This window comes from Paenibacillus sp. HGF5 (assembly GCF_000204455.1).
GTDB classification, from domain to species: Bacteria; Bacillota; Bacilli; order Paenibacillales; family Paenibacillaceae; genus Paenibacillus_AQ; species Paenibacillus_AQ lautus_A.
Map to the genome: position 1 here is coordinate 1 of NZ_AEXS01000007.1, position 17,735 is coordinate 17,735.

The 17,735-nt window shown below is 51.3% G+C and carries 18 protein-coding genes and 1 pseudogene; all 19 read right to left on the reverse strand.

Annotated features, from left to right (window positions below; all coding sequences use genetic code 11):
- Positions 1–466: membrane dipeptidase (locus HMPREF9412_RS00635; RefSeq protein WP_036670910.1), on the reverse strand; the 466-nt coding region annotated here is incomplete at its 3' end.
- A gap of 89 nt (positions 467–555) precedes the next feature.
- A complete protein-coding gene (locus HMPREF9412_RS00640) occupies positions 556–816 on the reverse strand; it encodes a stage V sporulation protein S (RefSeq protein WP_006211249.1) in 261 nt (86 codons plus the stop codon).
- 129 nt (positions 817–945) lie between these two features.
- Positions 946–1,749 (reverse strand): TIGR00282 family metallophosphoesterase, encoded by an 804-nt coding sequence (locus HMPREF9412_RS00645; protein ID WP_009589304.1) that lies wholly within the window; start codon positions 1,747–1,749, stop codon positions 946–948.
- Positions 1,750–1,892: 143 nt separating this feature from the next.
- Complete coding sequence (rny, locus tag HMPREF9412_RS00650; protein ID WP_009589303.1) at positions 1,893–3,434, reverse strand: ribonuclease Y; 1,542 nt, start codon at positions 3,432–3,434, stop codon at positions 1,893–1,895.
- 365 nt (positions 3,435–3,799) lie between these two features.
- Positions 3,800–4,537, reverse strand: coding sequence for a regulatory protein RecX (locus HMPREF9412_RS00655; protein ID WP_009589312.1), 738 nt, complete (start codon positions 4,535–4,537; stop codon positions 3,800–3,802).
- Between the two features lie 139 nt (positions 4,538–4,676).
- Complete coding sequence (gene recA, locus HMPREF9412_RS00660) at positions 4,677–5,738, reverse strand: recombinase RecA (protein WP_015736279.1); 1,062 nt, start codon at positions 5,736–5,738, stop codon at positions 4,677–4,679.
- Between the two features lie 288 nt (positions 5,739–6,026).
- Positions 6,027–7,289 (reverse strand): competence/damage-inducible protein A, encoded by a 1,263-nt coding sequence (locus HMPREF9412_RS00665; protein WP_009589316.1) that lies wholly within the window; start codon positions 7,287–7,289, stop codon positions 6,027–6,029.
- 102 nt (positions 7,290–7,391) lie between these two features.
- A complete protein-coding gene (gene pgsA / locus HMPREF9412_RS00670; RefSeq protein WP_009589313.1) occupies positions 7,392–7,979 on the reverse strand; it encodes a CDP-diacylglycerol--glycerol-3-phosphate 3-phosphatidyltransferase in 588 nt (195 codons plus the stop codon).
- Positions 7,980–8,254: 275 nt separating this feature from the next.
- Positions 8,255–8,746, reverse strand: coding sequence for a YajQ family cyclic di-GMP-binding protein (locus HMPREF9412_RS00675; protein ID WP_009589306.1), 492 nt, complete (start codon positions 8,744–8,746; stop codon positions 8,255–8,257).
- A 151-nt stretch (positions 8,747–8,897) separates the two neighbouring features.
- Entirely contained in the window at positions 8,898–9,071 is a 174-nt protein-coding gene (locus HMPREF9412_RS32715; protein WP_009589315.1) for a hypothetical protein, read from the reverse strand.
- A gap of 76 nt (positions 9,072–9,147) precedes the next feature.
- Entirely contained in the window at positions 9,148–10,143 is a 996-nt protein-coding gene (locus HMPREF9412_RS00680; protein WP_009589305.1) for a helix-turn-helix domain-containing protein, read from the reverse strand.
- Between the two features lie 49 nt (positions 10,144–10,192).
- Positions 10,193–10,960 (reverse strand): DUF3388 domain-containing protein, encoded by a 768-nt coding sequence (locus HMPREF9412_RS00685; RefSeq protein ID WP_009589314.1) that lies wholly within the window; start codon positions 10,958–10,960, stop codon positions 10,193–10,195.
- A gap of 204 nt (positions 10,961–11,164) precedes the next feature.
- Positions 11,165–11,419, reverse strand: a complete 255-nt coding sequence (locus tag HMPREF9412_RS00690; RefSeq protein WP_009589302.1) for a DUF3243 domain-containing protein — start codon at positions 11,417–11,419, stop codon at positions 11,165–11,167.
- A gap of 108 nt (positions 11,420–11,527) precedes the next feature.
- Complete coding sequence (gene ymfI / locus HMPREF9412_RS00695; protein WP_009589317.1) at positions 11,528–12,298, reverse strand: elongation factor P 5-aminopentanone reductase; 771 nt, start codon at positions 12,296–12,298, stop codon at positions 11,528–11,530.
- Complete coding sequence (gene yfmH, locus HMPREF9412_RS00700) at positions 12,298–13,578, reverse strand: EF-P 5-aminopentanol modification-associated protein YfmH (RefSeq protein ID WP_009589309.1); 1,281 nt, start codon at positions 13,576–13,578, stop codon at positions 12,298–12,300. The genes ymfI and yfmH overlap by 1 nt, the downstream gene beginning before the upstream one ends.
- Before the next feature lie 3 nt (positions 13,579–13,581).
- Positions 13,582–14,862: an EF-P 5-aminopentanol modification-associated protein YfmF gene (yfmF, locus tag HMPREF9412_RS00705; RefSeq protein WP_009589320.1), complete on the reverse strand. Its 1,281-nt coding sequence runs from the start codon at positions 14,860–14,862 to the stop codon at positions 13,582–13,584.
- A gap of 123 nt (positions 14,863–14,985) precedes the next feature.
- Positions 14,986–15,798 carry a spore cortex-lytic enzyme gene (sleB, locus tag HMPREF9412_RS00710; RefSeq protein ID WP_009589318.1) on the reverse strand — a complete coding sequence of 271 codons (813 nt, stop codon included), beginning with the start codon at positions 15,796–15,798 and terminating at the stop codon, positions 14,986–14,988.
- Between the two features lie 193 nt (positions 15,799–15,991).
- Positions 15,992–17,104, reverse strand: a complete 1,113-nt coding sequence (locus tag HMPREF9412_RS00715; protein WP_009589307.1) for a glycoside hydrolase family 88/105 protein — start codon at positions 17,102–17,104, stop codon at positions 15,992–15,994.
- A 45-nt stretch (positions 17,105–17,149) separates the two neighbouring features.
- Positions 17,150–17,735 (reverse strand): annotated as a pseudogene (locus HMPREF9412_RS00720) (UxaA family hydrolase); the annotation flags it as partial.

Genomic DNA, 17,735 nt, shown 5'->3' on the forward strand with positions numbered 1-17,735 from the left:
GCTGACGTCCCCGTTCCGTAAACCCGCCGTTTCGCTGCTCCAGCACGCCATCCGCTGCCCAGTTGGCATAATTCCAGGTAACTCCCATCAATCGTACGCCCATATCAAATAAAAGCTGAACGTAATACAGATTGCCCTCCAGCCCGTCAACGCCTTCCAGCGACAGCACGCCGTACCGCTCCGTCTTGCGTTGTCTCATCTCTCGGACTTGTTCCCGCCAAAGCAGGGGCTTCAGATGACCCGCGTTCACGATGCGGCTTCGGTATACATCCAGTTGGGCCAATACGCGTTCAAAGGAGGGCCTCCCGAATTTCTCCGACAAGAACACAGCGAACACCTGAAGCGCCAGATCCCCCTGCTCCAAACGCTGCAACGTTACGTCCAAATGCGGGCCGTCCACAAAAGAGGCTTTGGGATCTTCCCACATTTTGCTCAAAGCATCGCAGTGAAAATCAACCGTCCGCATCGCGGCGCTCATCTCCCTTCTGACCTGTCACAGCAAAAAGCCTGTTTACGCTTAGCAGAGTAAACAGGCTCATCCTCAACATTCGAAATTTATCTAGGTTCCACGATCAATTTAATTGCCGTCCGGTCTTCGCCATCAATCACAATATCCGTAAAAGCAGGGATGCATATCAAATCCACCCCGCTCGGTGCTACAAATCCCCGGGCAATTGCTACCGCTTTAATGGCCTGGTTCAGTGCTCCCGCCCCAATCGCTTGCAGTTCCGCTCCGCCCCGCTCCCGAAGAACTCCAGCGAGCGCCCCTGCAACCGAATTAGGATTGGATTTTGCTGAAACTTTTAATACTTCCATGGTAAGTACCTCCCCTGGGAATGTTGAGTGATGGTTTGCTTCCGCTTACTAGATGTTATTCGTGAGGGGGGAAAAAATTCCTGCTTTTTACCATCCGTACCTAATTTAATTAAACGGATTTTGACGCTTTTAATCCATCCGCCATTCATCTTCGTACATGCGGATTTTTTGGATCTTCCGGGCTTTTCCCGTCTCCTCATCCATGTCCACGCATACAGCGTGGAACTGCCATTTGCCTTCGTCGACCTGGAAACGGGCAGGAAGCTGGGTCTTGAATTTATACATGACCGCATCGCGCTGCATGCCCAGGATGCCTTCCTTGGATCCCACCATCCCGGTATCCGTAATGTATGCCGTTCCTCCCGGGAGTATGGTATCGTCATTGCTCTGGACGTGGGTGTGCGTGCCGACCACCATCGAGGCACGGCCTTCCAGATGCCATCCCATGGCAATTTTCTCCGAGGTCGCCTCAGCATGAAAATCCACAAGGATGCATTTATGCTTTTGGCGCAGTTCATCCACGATGTCATCGGCGGCCCGGAACGGGCAATCAATGGCTGGCAGGAATGTCCGTCCCTGCAAATTCACGATCGCCAGCTGTTTGCCGTTCGCTTTAATGACGGTGTATCCGCGGCCGGGTGTGCCGGGCGGGAAATTCGCCGGGCGAATCATGCGCGGTTCGTCGTCGATAAACTCAAAAATATCCTTGTTATCCCACGTGTGGTTTCCCAAGGTGATGCCATGAATGCCCCAATTGAAAAATTCATTGGCTATGGCCGAGGTGATGCCGCGGCCTGAAGCCGCGTTCTCCCCATTGGCAATAATAATGTGCGGATTATATTTGGACTTCAGCTCGGGAAGGGAAGCTTTCAGCGCCTTGCGTCCTGTGCTGCCGACAATGTCTCCGATGAATAATACTTTGATGTCAATCACTCCTTCAGGGGAGCCTGTCCTGTCCTGTCCTGACTTGATCCCAGGCAGGTCGGTTCCCGATTCATGGATAGTCCGATATGTATTTTCGGATATCTTAAAGATAAAAAGTGGCCGGAATGCGGCCACTTTTTAAGGTCCAAACTCTATTTCGCGTAATCGACCGCACGGGTTTCCCGGATAACGGTGACTTTAATATGACCCGGATAATCCAGTTCATTTTCAATCGTTTTGGTAATGTCGCGTGCCAAGCGGAATGCTTCGGCATCGTCGATTTTTTCCGGCTGTACCATGACGCGAACTTCACGTCCTGCTTGAATGGCGTAGGATTTCTCAACGCCTTCAAAGGATTCGGAAATTTCCTCGAGCTTCTCAAGACGACGGATGTATGTCTCAAGCGTCTCTCTGCGTGCTCCCGGTCTGGCAGCGGACAATGCGTCGGCTGCACCCACCAGCATGGCGATAACCGAAGTTGCTTCGCAATCACCGTGATGAGAGGCAATGCTGTTGATAACCACCGGATGTTCCTTATACTTCTTCGCCAGCTCCACGCCGATTTCAACGTGCGATCCTTCCACTTCATGATCCAGCGCTTTACCGATGTCATGCAACAGTCCTGCCCGTTTCGCAAGCACGATGTCTTCGCCCAGTTCGCCGGCCATCAGGCCAGTCAAATAGGCCACTTCCATGGAGTGTTTCAACACATTTTGTCCATAGCTCGTACGGAATTTCAGTCGACCCAAAATTTTGATCAAATCCGGATGCAAACCGTGTACGCCAACCTCGAAAGTGGCTTGTTCTCCATACTCGCGAATGCGTTCGTCCACTTCCTTGCGGGATTTCTCCACCATTTCTTCGATACGAGCCGGATGAATCCGTCCGTCCGCCACGAGCTTTTCCAAAGCCGTACGGGCAATTTCACGGCGAATCGGATCAAATCCGGACAGAATGACAGCTTCCGGAGTATCATCGATAATAAGGTCAATCCCTGTAAGGGTCTCAAGCGCACGAATGTTTCGGCCTTCACGCCCGATAATCCGGCCTTTCATTTCTTCGTTCGGCAAGGTGACAACAGAAACCGTGGTCTCAGCTACGTGATCAGCCGCACAGCGTTGAATAGCCAGCGTGATGATCTCGCGTGATTTCTTATCTGCTTCTTCCTTCGCCTGCTGCTCGATTTCTTTGATCATCTGAGCGGTTTCATGACGAACTTCTTGCTCAACATTGCTGAGAATGATGCTGCGGGCATCCTCCATCGTCAGGTTGGAGATGCGCTCCAGTTCTGTCGTTTGCTTCTTGTAAATGGCATCGATTTGCTGCTGGGTTTCCTCTATTCGTTTCTCTTTGTTCGCCACTTGTTCTTCTTTACGTTCCAAAGATTCTATTTTTTTATCCAGCGACTCTTCCTTTTGCAACAATCTGCGCTCCTGCCGTTGAATTTCATTCCGGCGCTCGCGAGTGTCTTTTTCAGCTTCGGCTCTGATTTTATGAACTTCGTCTTTAGCTTCGAGAACCGTTTCTTTCTTCAATGCTTCTGCTTCCTTCTTCGCACTTTCGACGATCTGCAAAGCGGCATGCTCGGCACTGGAAATTTTAGCTTCTGCAAGGGATTTGCGAATAAAATAACCGAACCCAAAGAATATAGCGGCTACAGCGAGAACGATTATGATCCAGATCCAAGTTTCCATCTGTTCACCTCCTCGTTGTTTCCTCCAAGGCATTCCTTGGGAAAATGTGCAATTGTCAGGTTACTCATTCATACATAAAATTTTCCGGCAGTGGAAGCTGCCGTCCATACTGCGCACGCCATAATGACCGTACGCAAATCCCGCCTTAGCCAGCGGAATACATTTCACTATGAATTGGCGATTTAAGAATCTTTCACAAAGTAGTCACTTTTTTGGAAGGAAAAAGGATTCTAATTTATGATAAAAAGATTCATATTTATTTTAGTATTTATAAAAAGATATTGTCAAGGGAAAGCAATGGGTAAACGTCAGTTTCATCCAGCGAAACCATTTCTTTAGCGAAAAAATGCACACCTGCTTGCGCTTTATTCAAAATCATACGGCTCTTCGTCCCATTCGCCTTTCTCCTGCTCCTCTTCAATCAGAAGTTTGAGTGCCTGGCGCACAGGCTCTCCCCCAAACCCCCTACGCATTAAATATGCTCCGGTTTTACGTTTGCGATCCAGCAGCTCCCCCTGGGTTTGCTGCCATTTTTTTCGTCCCACGGCCAAGCAGCTCTCCAATTCCGATTCTGCGCTGATCTCGCCCAAAGCCTCCGAAATCAGCTCGGTGCCGATCCCCTTCTGCCTCAGCTCCTGCTTAACCCACAGCCGTCCCTTTTTATGGCTGGTCATGCGCTGCTCTGCCCACATCTTAGCGTACAGCGCGTCATCCAACAGCTTGTCCTTCTCGAGGCGTTCCAGCGTCGTCTCCACGCTGCCGGGCTCGAACCCCTTTTGCTGCAAACGCTGCGTGATCTCCTGAGTCGTCCTAGGTTTCCGAGCCAAATGATTCAGCGCTTCCACGTAAGCCCGCTGCCGCTCATCTGCCACGACAATCTCCTGCAGCTCTTCCTTGCGAAAAACATTTCCCTTTAACATGCGATATTTAAGCATCACGTCTTCATGAACGGTCATAAGGTACGGACCGAACGCGATTTGATACCGGTGTTTGGGCTTTTTCAGCATTTCGACAGAAGTTATGACCAGATCCTCGTCTTCCGGAAAATGTCCAATTCCCGAGGAATCCGCCTGCCCCGACGTTTCTTTATTCTCTATATCCATACGACGCTCCCTTCACTGCTGCACGCTTCTCGACACATCGTCAAGACCAATGATTCGGCAGAAATAAATGCAAAGAAGACCGTCTGGCGTTACCCACACCGGACGGTCCCAAACACTGTCATCGTTAACCAGCGATTTATTACTCTACCTTAAACAACTCTTGCTCTTCCAATTGCTCTTGTTCCTTCTCCTTGTCGGAAGGCTCAGGAACAGCCGTCGTCAGATTACTCGCTTCACGGATCTTGTTCTCGATCACGCTTGCGATCTCCGGATTCTCCTTCAAGAACTGCTTCGCATTCTCGCGGCCTTGACCAAGACGGTCACCGGCATAAGAATACCATGCTCCGCTCTTATCCACGATATCCAGCTCCGTACCGATATCGATCAGGCTTCCCTCTCTAGAGATGCCTTCGCCGTACATAATATCAAGCTCGGCCTGTTTGAAAGGTGGAGCTACCTTGTTCTTAACAACCTTAATCCGTGTGCGGTTACCCACCACATCGTTGCCCATTTTGATGCTCTCAATTCGACGCACGTCCAAACGAACCGTGGAATAGAACTTCAGAGCACGTCCGCCAGGCGTCGTCTCAGGGTTACCGAACATAACGCCAACCTTCTCGCGAAGCTGGTTGATAAAGATGGCAATCGTTTTCGACTTATTGATGGCACCCGACAATTTACGAAGAGCCTGGGACATCAGACGGGCTTGCAGACCTACGTGGGAATCACCCATGTCGCCTTCGATCTCGGCTTTCGGTACAAGCGCCGCAACCGAGTCAATAACGATGACATCGACGGCTCCACTCCGTACCAGAGCTTCCGCAATTTCCAGCGCCTGCTCGCCCGTATCCGGTTGGGAGAGCAGCAATTCATCAATATTAACGCCCAGTTTGTTTGCATACGATGGATCCAGAGCATGCTCGGCATCGATAAATGCAGCTTGTCCGCCAGCCTTCTGAACCTCTGCGATGGCATGCAGGGCTACTGTTGTTTTACCGGAGGATTCCGGGCCGTACACTTCGATAATCCGGCCTCTAGGCAAGCCGCCGGTTCCTAAAGCTATATCCAATGCCAACGATCCGCTTGGCACAATCTCAACTTGCATATGGGTGGATTCACCCAGTTTCATGATGGAACCTTTTCCGAACTGTTTCTCTATCTGACGAAGCGCCATTTCCAGCGCAGCACGACGATCTGACAATTGTTCCACAACCCTTCACTGTTGATAGTCTTATCATACCTTGTTTTGACACGTTTGCCAAGCTTTTTTTCGAACATACATTCGTTTTTTTTATTCAACTCCCCTTCCCGTTCATGCTCCGAACCCTATGTATAAAGAACAAGAACCGTGGCAACATCAATCGATATGCCACGGTTCTTCCGTATTTCCCATTATACTTGCAACGGTTCCTAAATTCAAGAACAGCTATTTAGCAAGGTGTAAATTTTTTACTTTTCCAAATGCTCGGTCCCTTTTTTTCCACGAAGCCTAAACCTGCTCAGACGCTACGAGACGCTGCCAAAGCCGGTATAGCAGCGCTTTGGTTGCGCGGAGCCGGATCGTTTCGCGGTTGCCTTGGAGGTTCAGCTCATGCACTTCCGTTTCTTTGCCCCTTTGGGACAATCCGATGTAGACCAGCCCTATAGGCTTGCGTTCAGCGTAACCCGGACCTGCCACGCCTGTCACCGATAAGCCGAAGTCGCTGTCGGTTACCATCCGGACATGATCCGCAAGCGCTTCTGCAACCTCCGCACTGACGGCCCCCGGCGCATCGTCCCCCTCCAGCAGCGCATGCGGGATATGCACAAGCTTCTCCTTGATCTGGTTGGTGTAACAGATGATCCCCCCAAGAAACATCGATGCGCTTCCGGGAATGGAGGTCAGGGTCTCCGCTACAAGTCCTCCCGTGCAGCTCTCGGCCGCGCTCAGGGTCCAGCTTCGATCTGCCATCATGTCCACGATGACCTTTTCGATAGGCACATCCTCGTTGGCATACATAAATTCAGGCCCTCTCTCCTGGATCCTGGCTTCCAGTTCATTCAGTCGGACCATCGCCTCAGACTCGCTGGAGGCCTTCGTGGAGATGCGGACGGTGACCTCCCCATCCTTGGCATATAGAGCAATCGTCGGATCGGTCTGGGCCGTAATCAGGTCCTCCAGGCGCTGATCCAGCGCGGACTCCCCAATGCCCGCGAATTTAAGCATCTTCGAATAGATGGGAAGCTCATCCGTGAGCACATGCTGCAGAAGCCAAGGCTTGGCCTCCTGCTCAAACATCGGCATCAATTCTTTGGGCGGCCCCGGCAAAACGATATAATGAGTGCCTTCATAGGATACCGCGTTCCCGACGGCGAGGCCTGTCTCGTTCGGAAGCGGGGTTCCTCCCTCGATGGCGAGAGCCTGGCGCCGATTGTTCTCGGTCATGACGGATCCCCGCTCATGAAAGAAGCGTTCAATCCGGTCCATGGCCATCCGGTCGATATGCAAGGAACGATTTAGAAAGGAAGCCAGCGCATCCTTCGTCAGATCGTCCTGCGTGGGACCGAGACCGCCGGACAGGAGTACAATATCGGCTCTGCTGCTGGACAGGCGCAAGGCCTCCTTGAGCCTCTCCAGGTTGTCCCCGACAACGGTTTGATAGTACACGTCGATCCCCATTGAAGCAAGCTGTCTGGACAAATACTGTGCATTGGTATTCACGATCTGTCCGAGGAGAAGTTCTGTTCCAACTGCAATGATTTCTGCTTTCATGATTCATCGATCCTCCCGTATCTTCTATCTCTTCGTTAGTAGCTGCCTTCGTTATTCCTTGCCCGGCGGAAGAAAAAAGCAATAGGATGGCTCCTATTGCCGTTATGCCCCGGTACCTTTGAGAAGGTGCCTGTTCTGGACAAAATATTCGATTCCCGAATAGATCGTAATCAGCGCGGCAGCCCAGATCGCAATGACATCAAACGGAATCCCCAAAAATACAAACGGGAAATTGTTGATCAGAAGCGCGACAATCGCCACGATCTGAATCACCGTCTTGATTTTTCCGGATTGACCTGCTGCGACTACCGAACCTTCCAGAAGCGCAATTTGTCTCAAGCCAGTCACCGCAAATTCCCTGCTGATGATGACAACAGCAATCCAGGATTCGCATTTTCCCATCTCTACAAGCGATATGAGTATGGCCGCAACCAGCAGTTTGTCCGCCAGCGGATCCAGAAGTTTACCCAGATTCGTCACCATATTGTTTTTCCGGGCCAGATACCCGTCAATCCCGTCCGTGCTTGCAGCAAGTATGAATATCAGTGCCGCAATCAATTGGTTATAGGGCAGGACAAAATCATTCCACACAATGGGATCCGGATAAAAATCAAAATCCACCAGTAGGAAAATCATCATGACAGGGATCAAGCAAATGCGGGCCAACGTGATACGATTGGGTAAATTCATGGGGCAACCTCCCTTGCAACGGGTTGTCTTGTTAACTCGGCAGACCCTGCAGCGGTTATCCTTCTGCATTTCATCAGGGTCGCTCTTCCCAAGAGCCTAAAGGGTTTGAAGCGTGCATCGCTGTCTGTCATTTTCATCCCCCAGTAATCTATGTATACGTTAATCCTTATATATCGTTTTTTAGTATAATATTTCCGTTGACGCCCTGTCAAAAGAAACAAACCAGCCGAGCCTACCCGGGATTGGAGCCTCATTGCTTGGAGGGAGAGGAGCGTTTATTTAAAATTGGTGAATTGCAGATCCAAGGAAAGGTCCGCTTTGCGAAGCAGCTGCATGATCTGCTGAAGATCATCCTTGCTTTTTCCGGTTACCCGAATCTGGTCTCCTTGAATCTGGCTCTTGACCTTCAGCTTGGAATCACGGATCAAAATATTGATCTTTTTGGAATTTTCCTGGTCAATTCCTTGCTTCAAGGTCAGACGCTGACGGACGGTACCCATGGAAGCCGGCTCGATCTTACCGTACTCCACATTTTTAAGCGACAAGCCCCGCTTCACCATCTTGGTCTGCAAAATATCGATAACGGCGTTGAGTTTGTACTCGTCATCGGAGGCAATGACCAGCGCGTCCTTGTCCAGCTTCAAGCTGCTCTTGCTGCCCTTGAAGTCAAAACGGTTTTCGATCTCGCGCTCCGCTTGATTAACCGCATTGGTAAGTTCCTGCATATCCATTTTGGATACGATATCAAATGAGCTTTCTGAAGCCATGGTGAATCCTTCCTTTCATTTGGCGATAATGCTTCTATTATAGGTAAAACCGAGAGACAAGTCTAATCCTGTAAGGAATCTGCGATGGATCAGGAACGAAAAAGACTCCGCTTATCGCCAACATCATCCGGCGAAAACGAAGCCCGCTCCCTCAACTGCTAGCTTTCTCATCATGCACCGGACGGCGGAACATACTCAGTATGCCGAGTAAAATATGTGCCAGCCCAAAGCCTAATATGCCATACCCCCAGCTGCTCGGAATCAAATAATAGCCCAAGAGGCTGACGATAACGCCTAATCCGAATATAATCCAATTGACCGTCACAGAGCATCACCTCTTTCGGGAAGTGAAATAACAGCATGCAGCTGCATGCTGTTATGATGACCTGGAGGACAGGCAATTATTCGAAGTCGGTGGTATCCGATGTATCCGTAGTATCCCCGGCACCCGTGTTATCCATGGTGCTTGCGGAACCATCGGCCGGCTCCAGCACGATGCGCGACGTGGACTTGCCATCCGTTACGGGCTGGCCGCCAACCGTAATGGTCGTTGCGGCGGAATTCCCCGATTTCACGAAGAGTCCCTGGCTGTCCATGTCAAAGCTCAGCGAAGCACCGTTCTCGAGCATTTGGAAAGCCAGCTTCTCCCCGGAAGTATTGTTGCCGCGGTATACCTCGACCCAGCTCTTGCCTTCGCTCGTGGCCACGATCTCAACCTTCACGGACGAGCCCGATACCTTAAATACGGTGTTCTTGCCTTCCGTCCGGTCCTGCGTCACCGTAGCCGTTCCAGGCGTTGAATCACCCGGTTCATCGATGTCCGTTCCATCCGTCCCGTCTGTTCCTTCCCCGTCCGTGCCTTCGTTAACCGTGCCGTCCGGGGTGTTGTCGCCGCCCTGCGCTCCGTCGCCTGGCGTCACGGGATCCGTGTTATCCGGAGTTTGCGGGTTCTGCGCCTGATCGGTCTGCGTCTGATCATTGTTGCTGACCGGCGGTTCGTCCTTAGGCTCATTCGAATTGATGGCCACCAAATATATGACAACAACGATCAGGATCGGGAACGTCCACATCAGCAGTGTAGGCAGCCATTTCATGTTCCGTTCGGCTGTCGGTCTGCTGGCGCGCTTTTGAATAACCGGCTCCATGGTTGCTTCCGGTTCGGATTTAGGAACATCCTGTTTATGCCCTTCAAGCAGTTCGTCCGGGTCAATCCCCACCGCTTCCGCATAGGTTTTGATGAATGCCCGCACGTAAAAACTGCCGGGAAGTACTTTGTAATCCCCTGCCTCGATGGCTTCCAAGTATCGCTTGCGTATTTTAGTCATTTCCTGCACATCATCAAGGCTCATCCCTTTTTGCAGACGCGCCTCCCTTAATTGCTGTCCCAGTTCGGACATGCCATCACCTCCTACTTTAGAATTTCGTGGTCAAGGTCAAACAAAAATATTACAAATCGTCACTATAAGAGCCCGTGAACGTATCATAAACGATTTCCTCTTCCGGATTGTTTCGCAATTCGATGATAATGTCGAAATCATCGTAGGAATATTCGGATTCGCGAACAAAGATATCGGGATGCTCGATCACCTTCGTGCTCTCCATCCCCATGATATCCTGCAGGAGCTGATAGTGGCGTTCATTGGATCGAATCGTGCTCACAATGCCGTCAATGATAAAAATGTTGTTCGTATTCATCTCGTCCTCTGAGAGTTGACTGCGAATGGTTTGACGGAGCAGCGTAGAGGAAACAAAGGTCCAGCGCTTCATCGCGCAGACGCTGCCGGCGATAATGGACTCGGTTTTGCCCACGCGGGGCATTCCGCGGAGGCCGATGACCTGATTACCTTCCCTTTTGAACAATTCACCCAAAAAATCAACAAGTAAACCGAGCTCATCACGCGTAAAACGAAACGTTTTACGATCATCCGAGTCCCGGTCGATATATCGTCCATGACGGACAGCCAGAATATCCACCAGTTTCGGGGGCCTCAAGGCTGATACCGTAATATTTTTCATTTTGTTTAACATTTTACCCATCAGAACAATTTTTTCTTCGTCATCCGTCTCAAGCAGCATTCCGCGGGTTTGGCCTTCCACGCCGTTAATGGTCAGTATGTTCACTTCGAGCATACCCAGCACGGATGCAATGTCACCGAGCAAACCGGGCCGGTTCTTATGTATCTTATATTCCATGTACCATTGATTCGATTCCACAAAGACACCTCTTTGCACTTCTTTTCCATCAATATTCGACAAATTCCAGCGAAAATTGCACGCAAAAACAGGTCAAATGAAAAATGGGTCACGTTAATGATATATAAAATAAAAATGAAAGGCAAGTATTAACGGTGACATGAAAATTACATTCTTTTTTCTTGACAAAAAGCCCCCATTGTCGGGGGGCTTTTTGTTAATGGATTATGCGTTGTTCTTGGCCAATTTCACCATCAGACGCGCGATAACGTGGCGTTCTTCCTCGTTACCTACATCCCACAATTCTTTCAGTGCACGGTTGGATGAGTTTTGCGGATCAACCTTCTCGTCGAGGAAATCACCGATCTCATAAGCCAGCTGGGAAATGGTGTCTTCACTCATACCCGCTTTCTCGGCTTGAACGACGCGCTCGCCCAGGAATTTCTTCCAGGAATCAAAGTTTTTGATTACGGATGACATGAATTAAATCCTCCTTTTGCGTGGTGGCAATTCAGATTTAAAGTAACAATAGTAATATGTCCCCGTAACCAATACCTTATGAGTGGTGAATTGCACCACGAACGAGATCTAGGTCACCCATCCTCCGTTCGGGCTGATCACTTGCCCGGTAATGTAGCCCGACTCGGGCAGCGCCAAAAAATACACCAGCGACGAAATCTCATCCGGCTGCGCCAATCGGCCGACCGGAATTTCATCCTCCAGCATGCGAATTTCATCCGACTCCAGATGCCCCAGCATGGACGTATCGACCGCACCGGGCGCCACGGCGTTCACCGTCACGCCGGACGGGGCAAGCTCCTTCGCAAGAGCCTTCGTAAAGGCGTTAACGCCGCCTTTGCTTGTCGAATACAATACCTCGCAGGAGGCACCGGATAACCCCCAGATCGAGGATACATTGATGATTCTGCCAAAGCGCTGGGAAACCATGCGCCCCATAAAGGCCTGGGAACACAGAAACATCCCACGCAGGTTAATGGACATCAAAGTATCCCACTGCTCTTCCGTCACGTCGGACAAAAGCCCGTAATGGGACACGCCCGCGTTGTTAACCAGAATATCCGGCTCCATATCATGACTCTGCAGTTTCTCTTTCATCCGCAATATCTGCTCTTTGTCGCGCAGGTCGGCAGATACGGTTAATACCTTGGCTCCATAAGCCATGCAGCGGCGGGCTACCTCGTTGGCCGCTTCATGCGAATTCATGTAGTGGATGACCACATTCATGCGGACCGAGGCAAAGCGTTCGGCGACAGCCGCCCCTATGCCTCTGCTCGCACCCGTAATCAATACCGTCATTTCCCCGATCGGCTTCAATTCTCTTCCCATGCCTTGCTTCATTACGGACTCACAACGATCGATACGGCCAGCTGGTTCCAATCGACATGCTCCTGCAGGCGGCGGTTGACATCCTCCAGGGTGATGGATTCATAAACCGGCAAAACGTTGAAGAAATCGGCGCCGCGGAACTGATAGCGAGTAAATTCATGGGCAATGTTTTCCGGGGAATTGAGCATGCGCAAATATCCGCCCATTTTCTTCTTGCGGGCCCGTTCAAAGTCCGAGGGTTGGAATCCGGCTGCCTTTAGCTTATCCACCTCGGTGCGGATGCGCTCCAGCAGTTGATCCGGATCCTTCGTGTCCCCGCCAACCGCGGAGAACGCATACTGAGGCGAGCTGTTATATTCATGGCCGAAGCTGTCGGAGATCAAATCCTCATCGTACAGCTTCTGATACAACTCCGTACTGGAGCCAAACAGGAGATCCATCATCAGCTTGGTCGTCAGGTCGCGGCGCAGCTGCTCATCGGCCGATAAACCGACCTGCTTCTCCTTGAAACCGAACAGGCATTTCGGCAGCGATACGGCCAGGCGGCTCTCTCTCCGCTTCTCTTCGACTCCCTGCGGCTCCGGATCGAATAAACGCTCAATGGAACCTTGCTTGTCGTACGATTTTCGGGCTTGGTTCGATCGGATCAGGTTCATCGTTTCCTCGGGATCGACGCCGCCCACCACGAACAGCAGCATGTTGCTCGGGTGATAGAACGCATTGTAGCACGTATACAGATCTTCCTTCGTAATCGTTCCGATGGATTCCACCGTGCCGGCGATGTCGATATGCACCGGATGCACCTTATACATCGCTTCGATCAGTCCGAAGTACACGCGCCAATCCGGGTTGTCTTGATACATGTTGATTTCCTGGCCGATGATCCCTTTTTCCTTCTCCACGTTCTGGTCGGTAAAATAAGGATTCTGCACGAAATCGATCAGCGTCTCCAAATTTTCATGAATGTTCTCCGTGGCCGAGAAGAGGTACACGGTCTGGTCAAAACTGGTAAAAGCGTTCGCCGAGGCGCCATTGGAAGCAAACTTGGCAAAAATGTCGCCTTCCGGCTCCTCAAACATTTTGTGCTCGAGAAAATGCGCAATTCCGTCCGGAACCCGGGTCTCGGACTCGCCTTGGACCTTGAAATGGTTATCGACCGAACCGTACTTGGTTGCAAAGGTCGCATAGGTTTTCTGGAAGCCGGGTTTAGGCAACACATACACGTGCAAACCGTTATCCATCACTTCGTAATACAGCGTTTCCTGCAGGTTGTCATAATGAATGCTCTCCACCGGCTATTCCTCCTTTTGACCTTTCAGGAAATAGATCGTATCCAGGGAAAATGCCGAAGCCGCCTGCTTCACATCGTCCACTGCAATGCCCTCGACCTGCTTCAGCAGCTCATCCGGCGTACGTTCCCGTCCCGACAGCGTGCGGTTAAAATCATACGCAATCATCTCGAAGGCCGAATCCTGCATTTCTTTGATCACGTTGCGGATCATGGCTTTCGTCTGGGTCATTTCGATGTCCGAGATGGCACCCTTGGCCATGTCATCGAGCTGCTGGCGAATGATGTCGACCGCCTTTTCGAAATTTTGAACCTCGATCCCGGACTGGATGGTAGCAATCCCTTTATGACCGTCATATCGGGAGGAAGCGTAATAGGCCAGGCTTTCCTTCTCCCTCACGTTAACGAACAGCTTCGAATGCGGATAACCTCCCAAAATCCCGTTGTACAGGAGCGCTGCGGCATATTCATCATCTCCGTACGTAATCGTGCTTCGAAGGCCCATGTTGAGTTTGCCTTGATTAATGTCCAGCTTCTCCACGACCGTCTGCGTCTCGTTAGCGGCCGTCCGCGTGATAGAAGGAACATAATCCCGGCTTTCCGTCCGATTCAGTTTAAAATGCTCCTCGACGAGCGTCTTCACCTCATCCAGACTCGTATCGCCAACCACGTACAAATCCAAAACGGACTCTTGGAGCCATTTCTGATAAGATTCATACAAGCCCTCCGGCGTGATGCCGTCAAGGTCCTTCCGCTCTCCGAGCGGATGCAATCGGTACGGCTCGTTCTTGCACATAACCTCAATGCAGCGCTCAGCGGCATAACGGATCTTATCGTTTACGATAGACTCCAGCTTCTTGCGGACCGTGTCGCGCTCGGTCTGCACGTAAGATTTGCGGAATGCGCCATTCTCTAGCACAGGCTGGGTGAATGCCTCGCCCAGAAAAGCAAATGAGGAGCGCAGCAGGCTCTCAGGGCTCTTAACAAAAGAGTCATTGATCGTGTCCATGCGGAAGTGCACGATCTGATAATCGCCGCGCTTATAAACGTCAAAGCCAAATCCGGCACCGTACAGCTGCTCCAGCTGCTCGCGGAATGCTCTGGTTTCCGGGTAAGAGACCGTCCCTCTGCGCAGTACAAAAGGCGTAAGCGCGGTCGAGGTCACGGTTTCCTCTGCTAACGGGCTTCCGGCGTAAAGCGATATCGCAAATGTCTTGAATCGGTTTGTCGGCAACACGTGAATCCGTATCCCTCCGGCAGTACCGTGTTCAAATTCCGTTTTCGTCAAGGTCCATATCCCCTTACATCATGGATTGTCGTTGCCATAATTTACTTCATAGATAACTTTCATTCTAACCCATCGCAAAGTGAAGAAGCAACCGAAGACAGGCCCCGGTTGCCGTTGGTTGAGCTACATACAGAAGATATGTTGACCGATGGTTTTGACTTGAGGACGCGTCCAAATCCATGGCGAGGTGGCTGTTTTCGGATTGAAGTAGTACAAGCATCCTCCTGTAGGATCCCAGCCGTTCAGCGCCTGCTCCACCGCTTTTCGCGCTTGGGCGTTCGGCTCCAGCCATATCTGGCCGTCAGCGACCGCGGTAAATGCTCTCGGCTCGAATATAACCCCATGCGGCGTGTTGGGGAAGCTTGGCGATTTCACACGGTTGAGAATAACGGCCGCTACGGCGACCTGTCCTTCAAACGGCTCTCCCCGCGCTTCGCCGTAAACGGCATTCGCCATGATTCTCAAATCATTGTCGGACAGGCCCATAGTATTCGATGAGGCTAAGTTGTTATTCCCTTGATTAGTACCGCCGCCGTTTCCGCCAGCACCGGCCGCTGCACCTCCGCCTTCATGAAGCTTCGGAGCGGTCGGACGGAAATCCTTGGTTGCGTTATACAGTTTCAGTTTGACCTTCGGCCCCACGATGCCGTCCACCTTCATGCCGAACTCGGATTGGAACCACTTGACGGCGCCTTGGGTCTTGGAACCGAACACGCTGTCGATTTTGCCGTGATAAAAGCCTAGATACTTCAGTCGCCCTTGCAGCTCATACACGTCTTCGCCAGTGGAACCGAATTTGATGGTCTGCTGGCTAAAGGTCGGCAAAGCTTCCTGTAGACTCGAACTGTGATCCGCTTTCAGCCTTCCCTGGGCGAAGACGACGGCAGATAACAGTATCGCAATGCTGATCAGAATCCAGATTCTTGAGTTTTTCATGCTGCGCTCTACCTTTCTCTTGTGGTTTAACAAGCCTCGCTACCGTTATTATGACAAGCCTGCCAATATCCTATGCACCTATTCCCTGAGGACGGCATGAGCGCAGAAGATCCTATAAGCGCAAAGAGAGCTGCTCCTATGAGGGAACAGCTCCTTAAATGTTCTGTATCAGTTGCAGCGTTCAATCACGCTTTCATCCGTCGCTTCTGCCTAGCTCTACGCACGCCATGACCAACGCTCCGACGCCATGAAGGTCATTTTCGCATTGCTGCCTTTCCACATAATGCTTGTAATCGCCTACGCCCGTGCCGATGCAGATTTGGGGCATGACCAAATTTCCCTTGTCATTGCGATATACGGATTGGACCAGGCCTTGATATCCCTGTCTTGCATACGTCATAAAAGAAGGATCCAGATAACCCAGACGGACTCCTTTTGCCAAGGTATAGGTGAAAAGACTGGAGCAGGAGGTTTCGAGCCAATTGTCATCCCGCCCCCCTTTGTCCACTACCTGATGCCACAGACCGGTAGCCGGATCCTGATAACGCATCAGCGCTTCGCTTAATTCACGGAGCGCGGCAGCCAGCTCTTCCCTCGCCGAATGATGCTCTGGCAGTAAATCGAGGAACTCGACAAGCGACAGCGCATACCAGCCTATGGCGCGTCCCCAAAATTCCGGAGATTGCCCGCTGACCGGATCCGCCCAGGGCATCGTTCGGCTCTCGTCCCAAGCATGATAATACAAACCGGTAGCCTCATCCTTGGTATGGGAGCGCATCAGCTTCTCCTGGAACAATACCTCGTCAAATAAATGCGGCTCGTTATACTGCCTCGCATAGTTCATCGTAAATACGCCGCCCATATACAGTCCGTCCAGCCACATCTGGTATGGATACCGGTCCTTATGCCAATAGCCGCCTTCGGTGGTCCGGTTCAGCGTGGACAGCAAGCGGAGCAGTTTATCCGCTGCGGCCCTGTAGCGGTATTCGGGAAACACAGCATCCAATTCCATCAGGAGCAGGCCCGCTTGAACGGAATCCAGCTCCCCCCGCTCCAGCAGCAGGTTGCCGTTAGCGTCCACCAGATGATCAACATAGCCTTTGATATAATCCAAAAACTTGGCGTCCCCGTTAAATTTCCACAATTGAGACAACCCAACCAAAAATACGCCCTGATGGTAATGCCACCTGCCTGCAGGCGGAAGCTGCTCGGGCGAATACGTTTCCATGATCGATTGGCACGCCTTGGTGGCGAGTTCTATTGGTGACAAGGCGGACTGTGCCTGCTGCTGTACGGGATTGGACATACGTGCTCCTCCTCTTTCTAATCAATTACTAAAAAGCGATTGAATTTATAAAATAACGCCATCCTTGAAAATGGATATTTCCCGGAAGCCGTTCCGTTCATTTTGCGTCTTCTCAACGCCTGAGGCCAAATGAACGATGACCTCCAAGAGTTCCGCGTGAAGCTCATCCATGCTTTTGCCCTCCAGCAGAGCTCCCGCATTAAAATCGATCCAATGCTTTTTACGTTTGGCCAGCTCGGAATTGGTCGCGATTTTGACGGTTGGTACAGGCCCCCCGAACGGCGTTCCCCTTCCGGTCGTGAACAGCACGAGGTGGGCACCGGCTGCAGCGAGTGCCGTAACCGATACGAGGTCATTGCCCGGCCCCTCGATCAGGTTCAGTCCCGGCTTCGTAGTTCTTATGCCGTAACGGAGCACATCGGATACGGTTGCAGTCCCCCCTTTTTGGGTGCATCCCAGCGATTTCTCCTCCAAGGTCGTGATGCCGCCGTCTTTATTCCCGGGAGACGGATTTTCATAGATTTCCTGTCCATGCGAGACGAAATATTGTTTAAAGTTGTTGATGAGCAAGGTGATATCCTGGAACACCTGCTCGTCGGCAGCCTGATCCATCAGGATCGTTTCGGCTCCG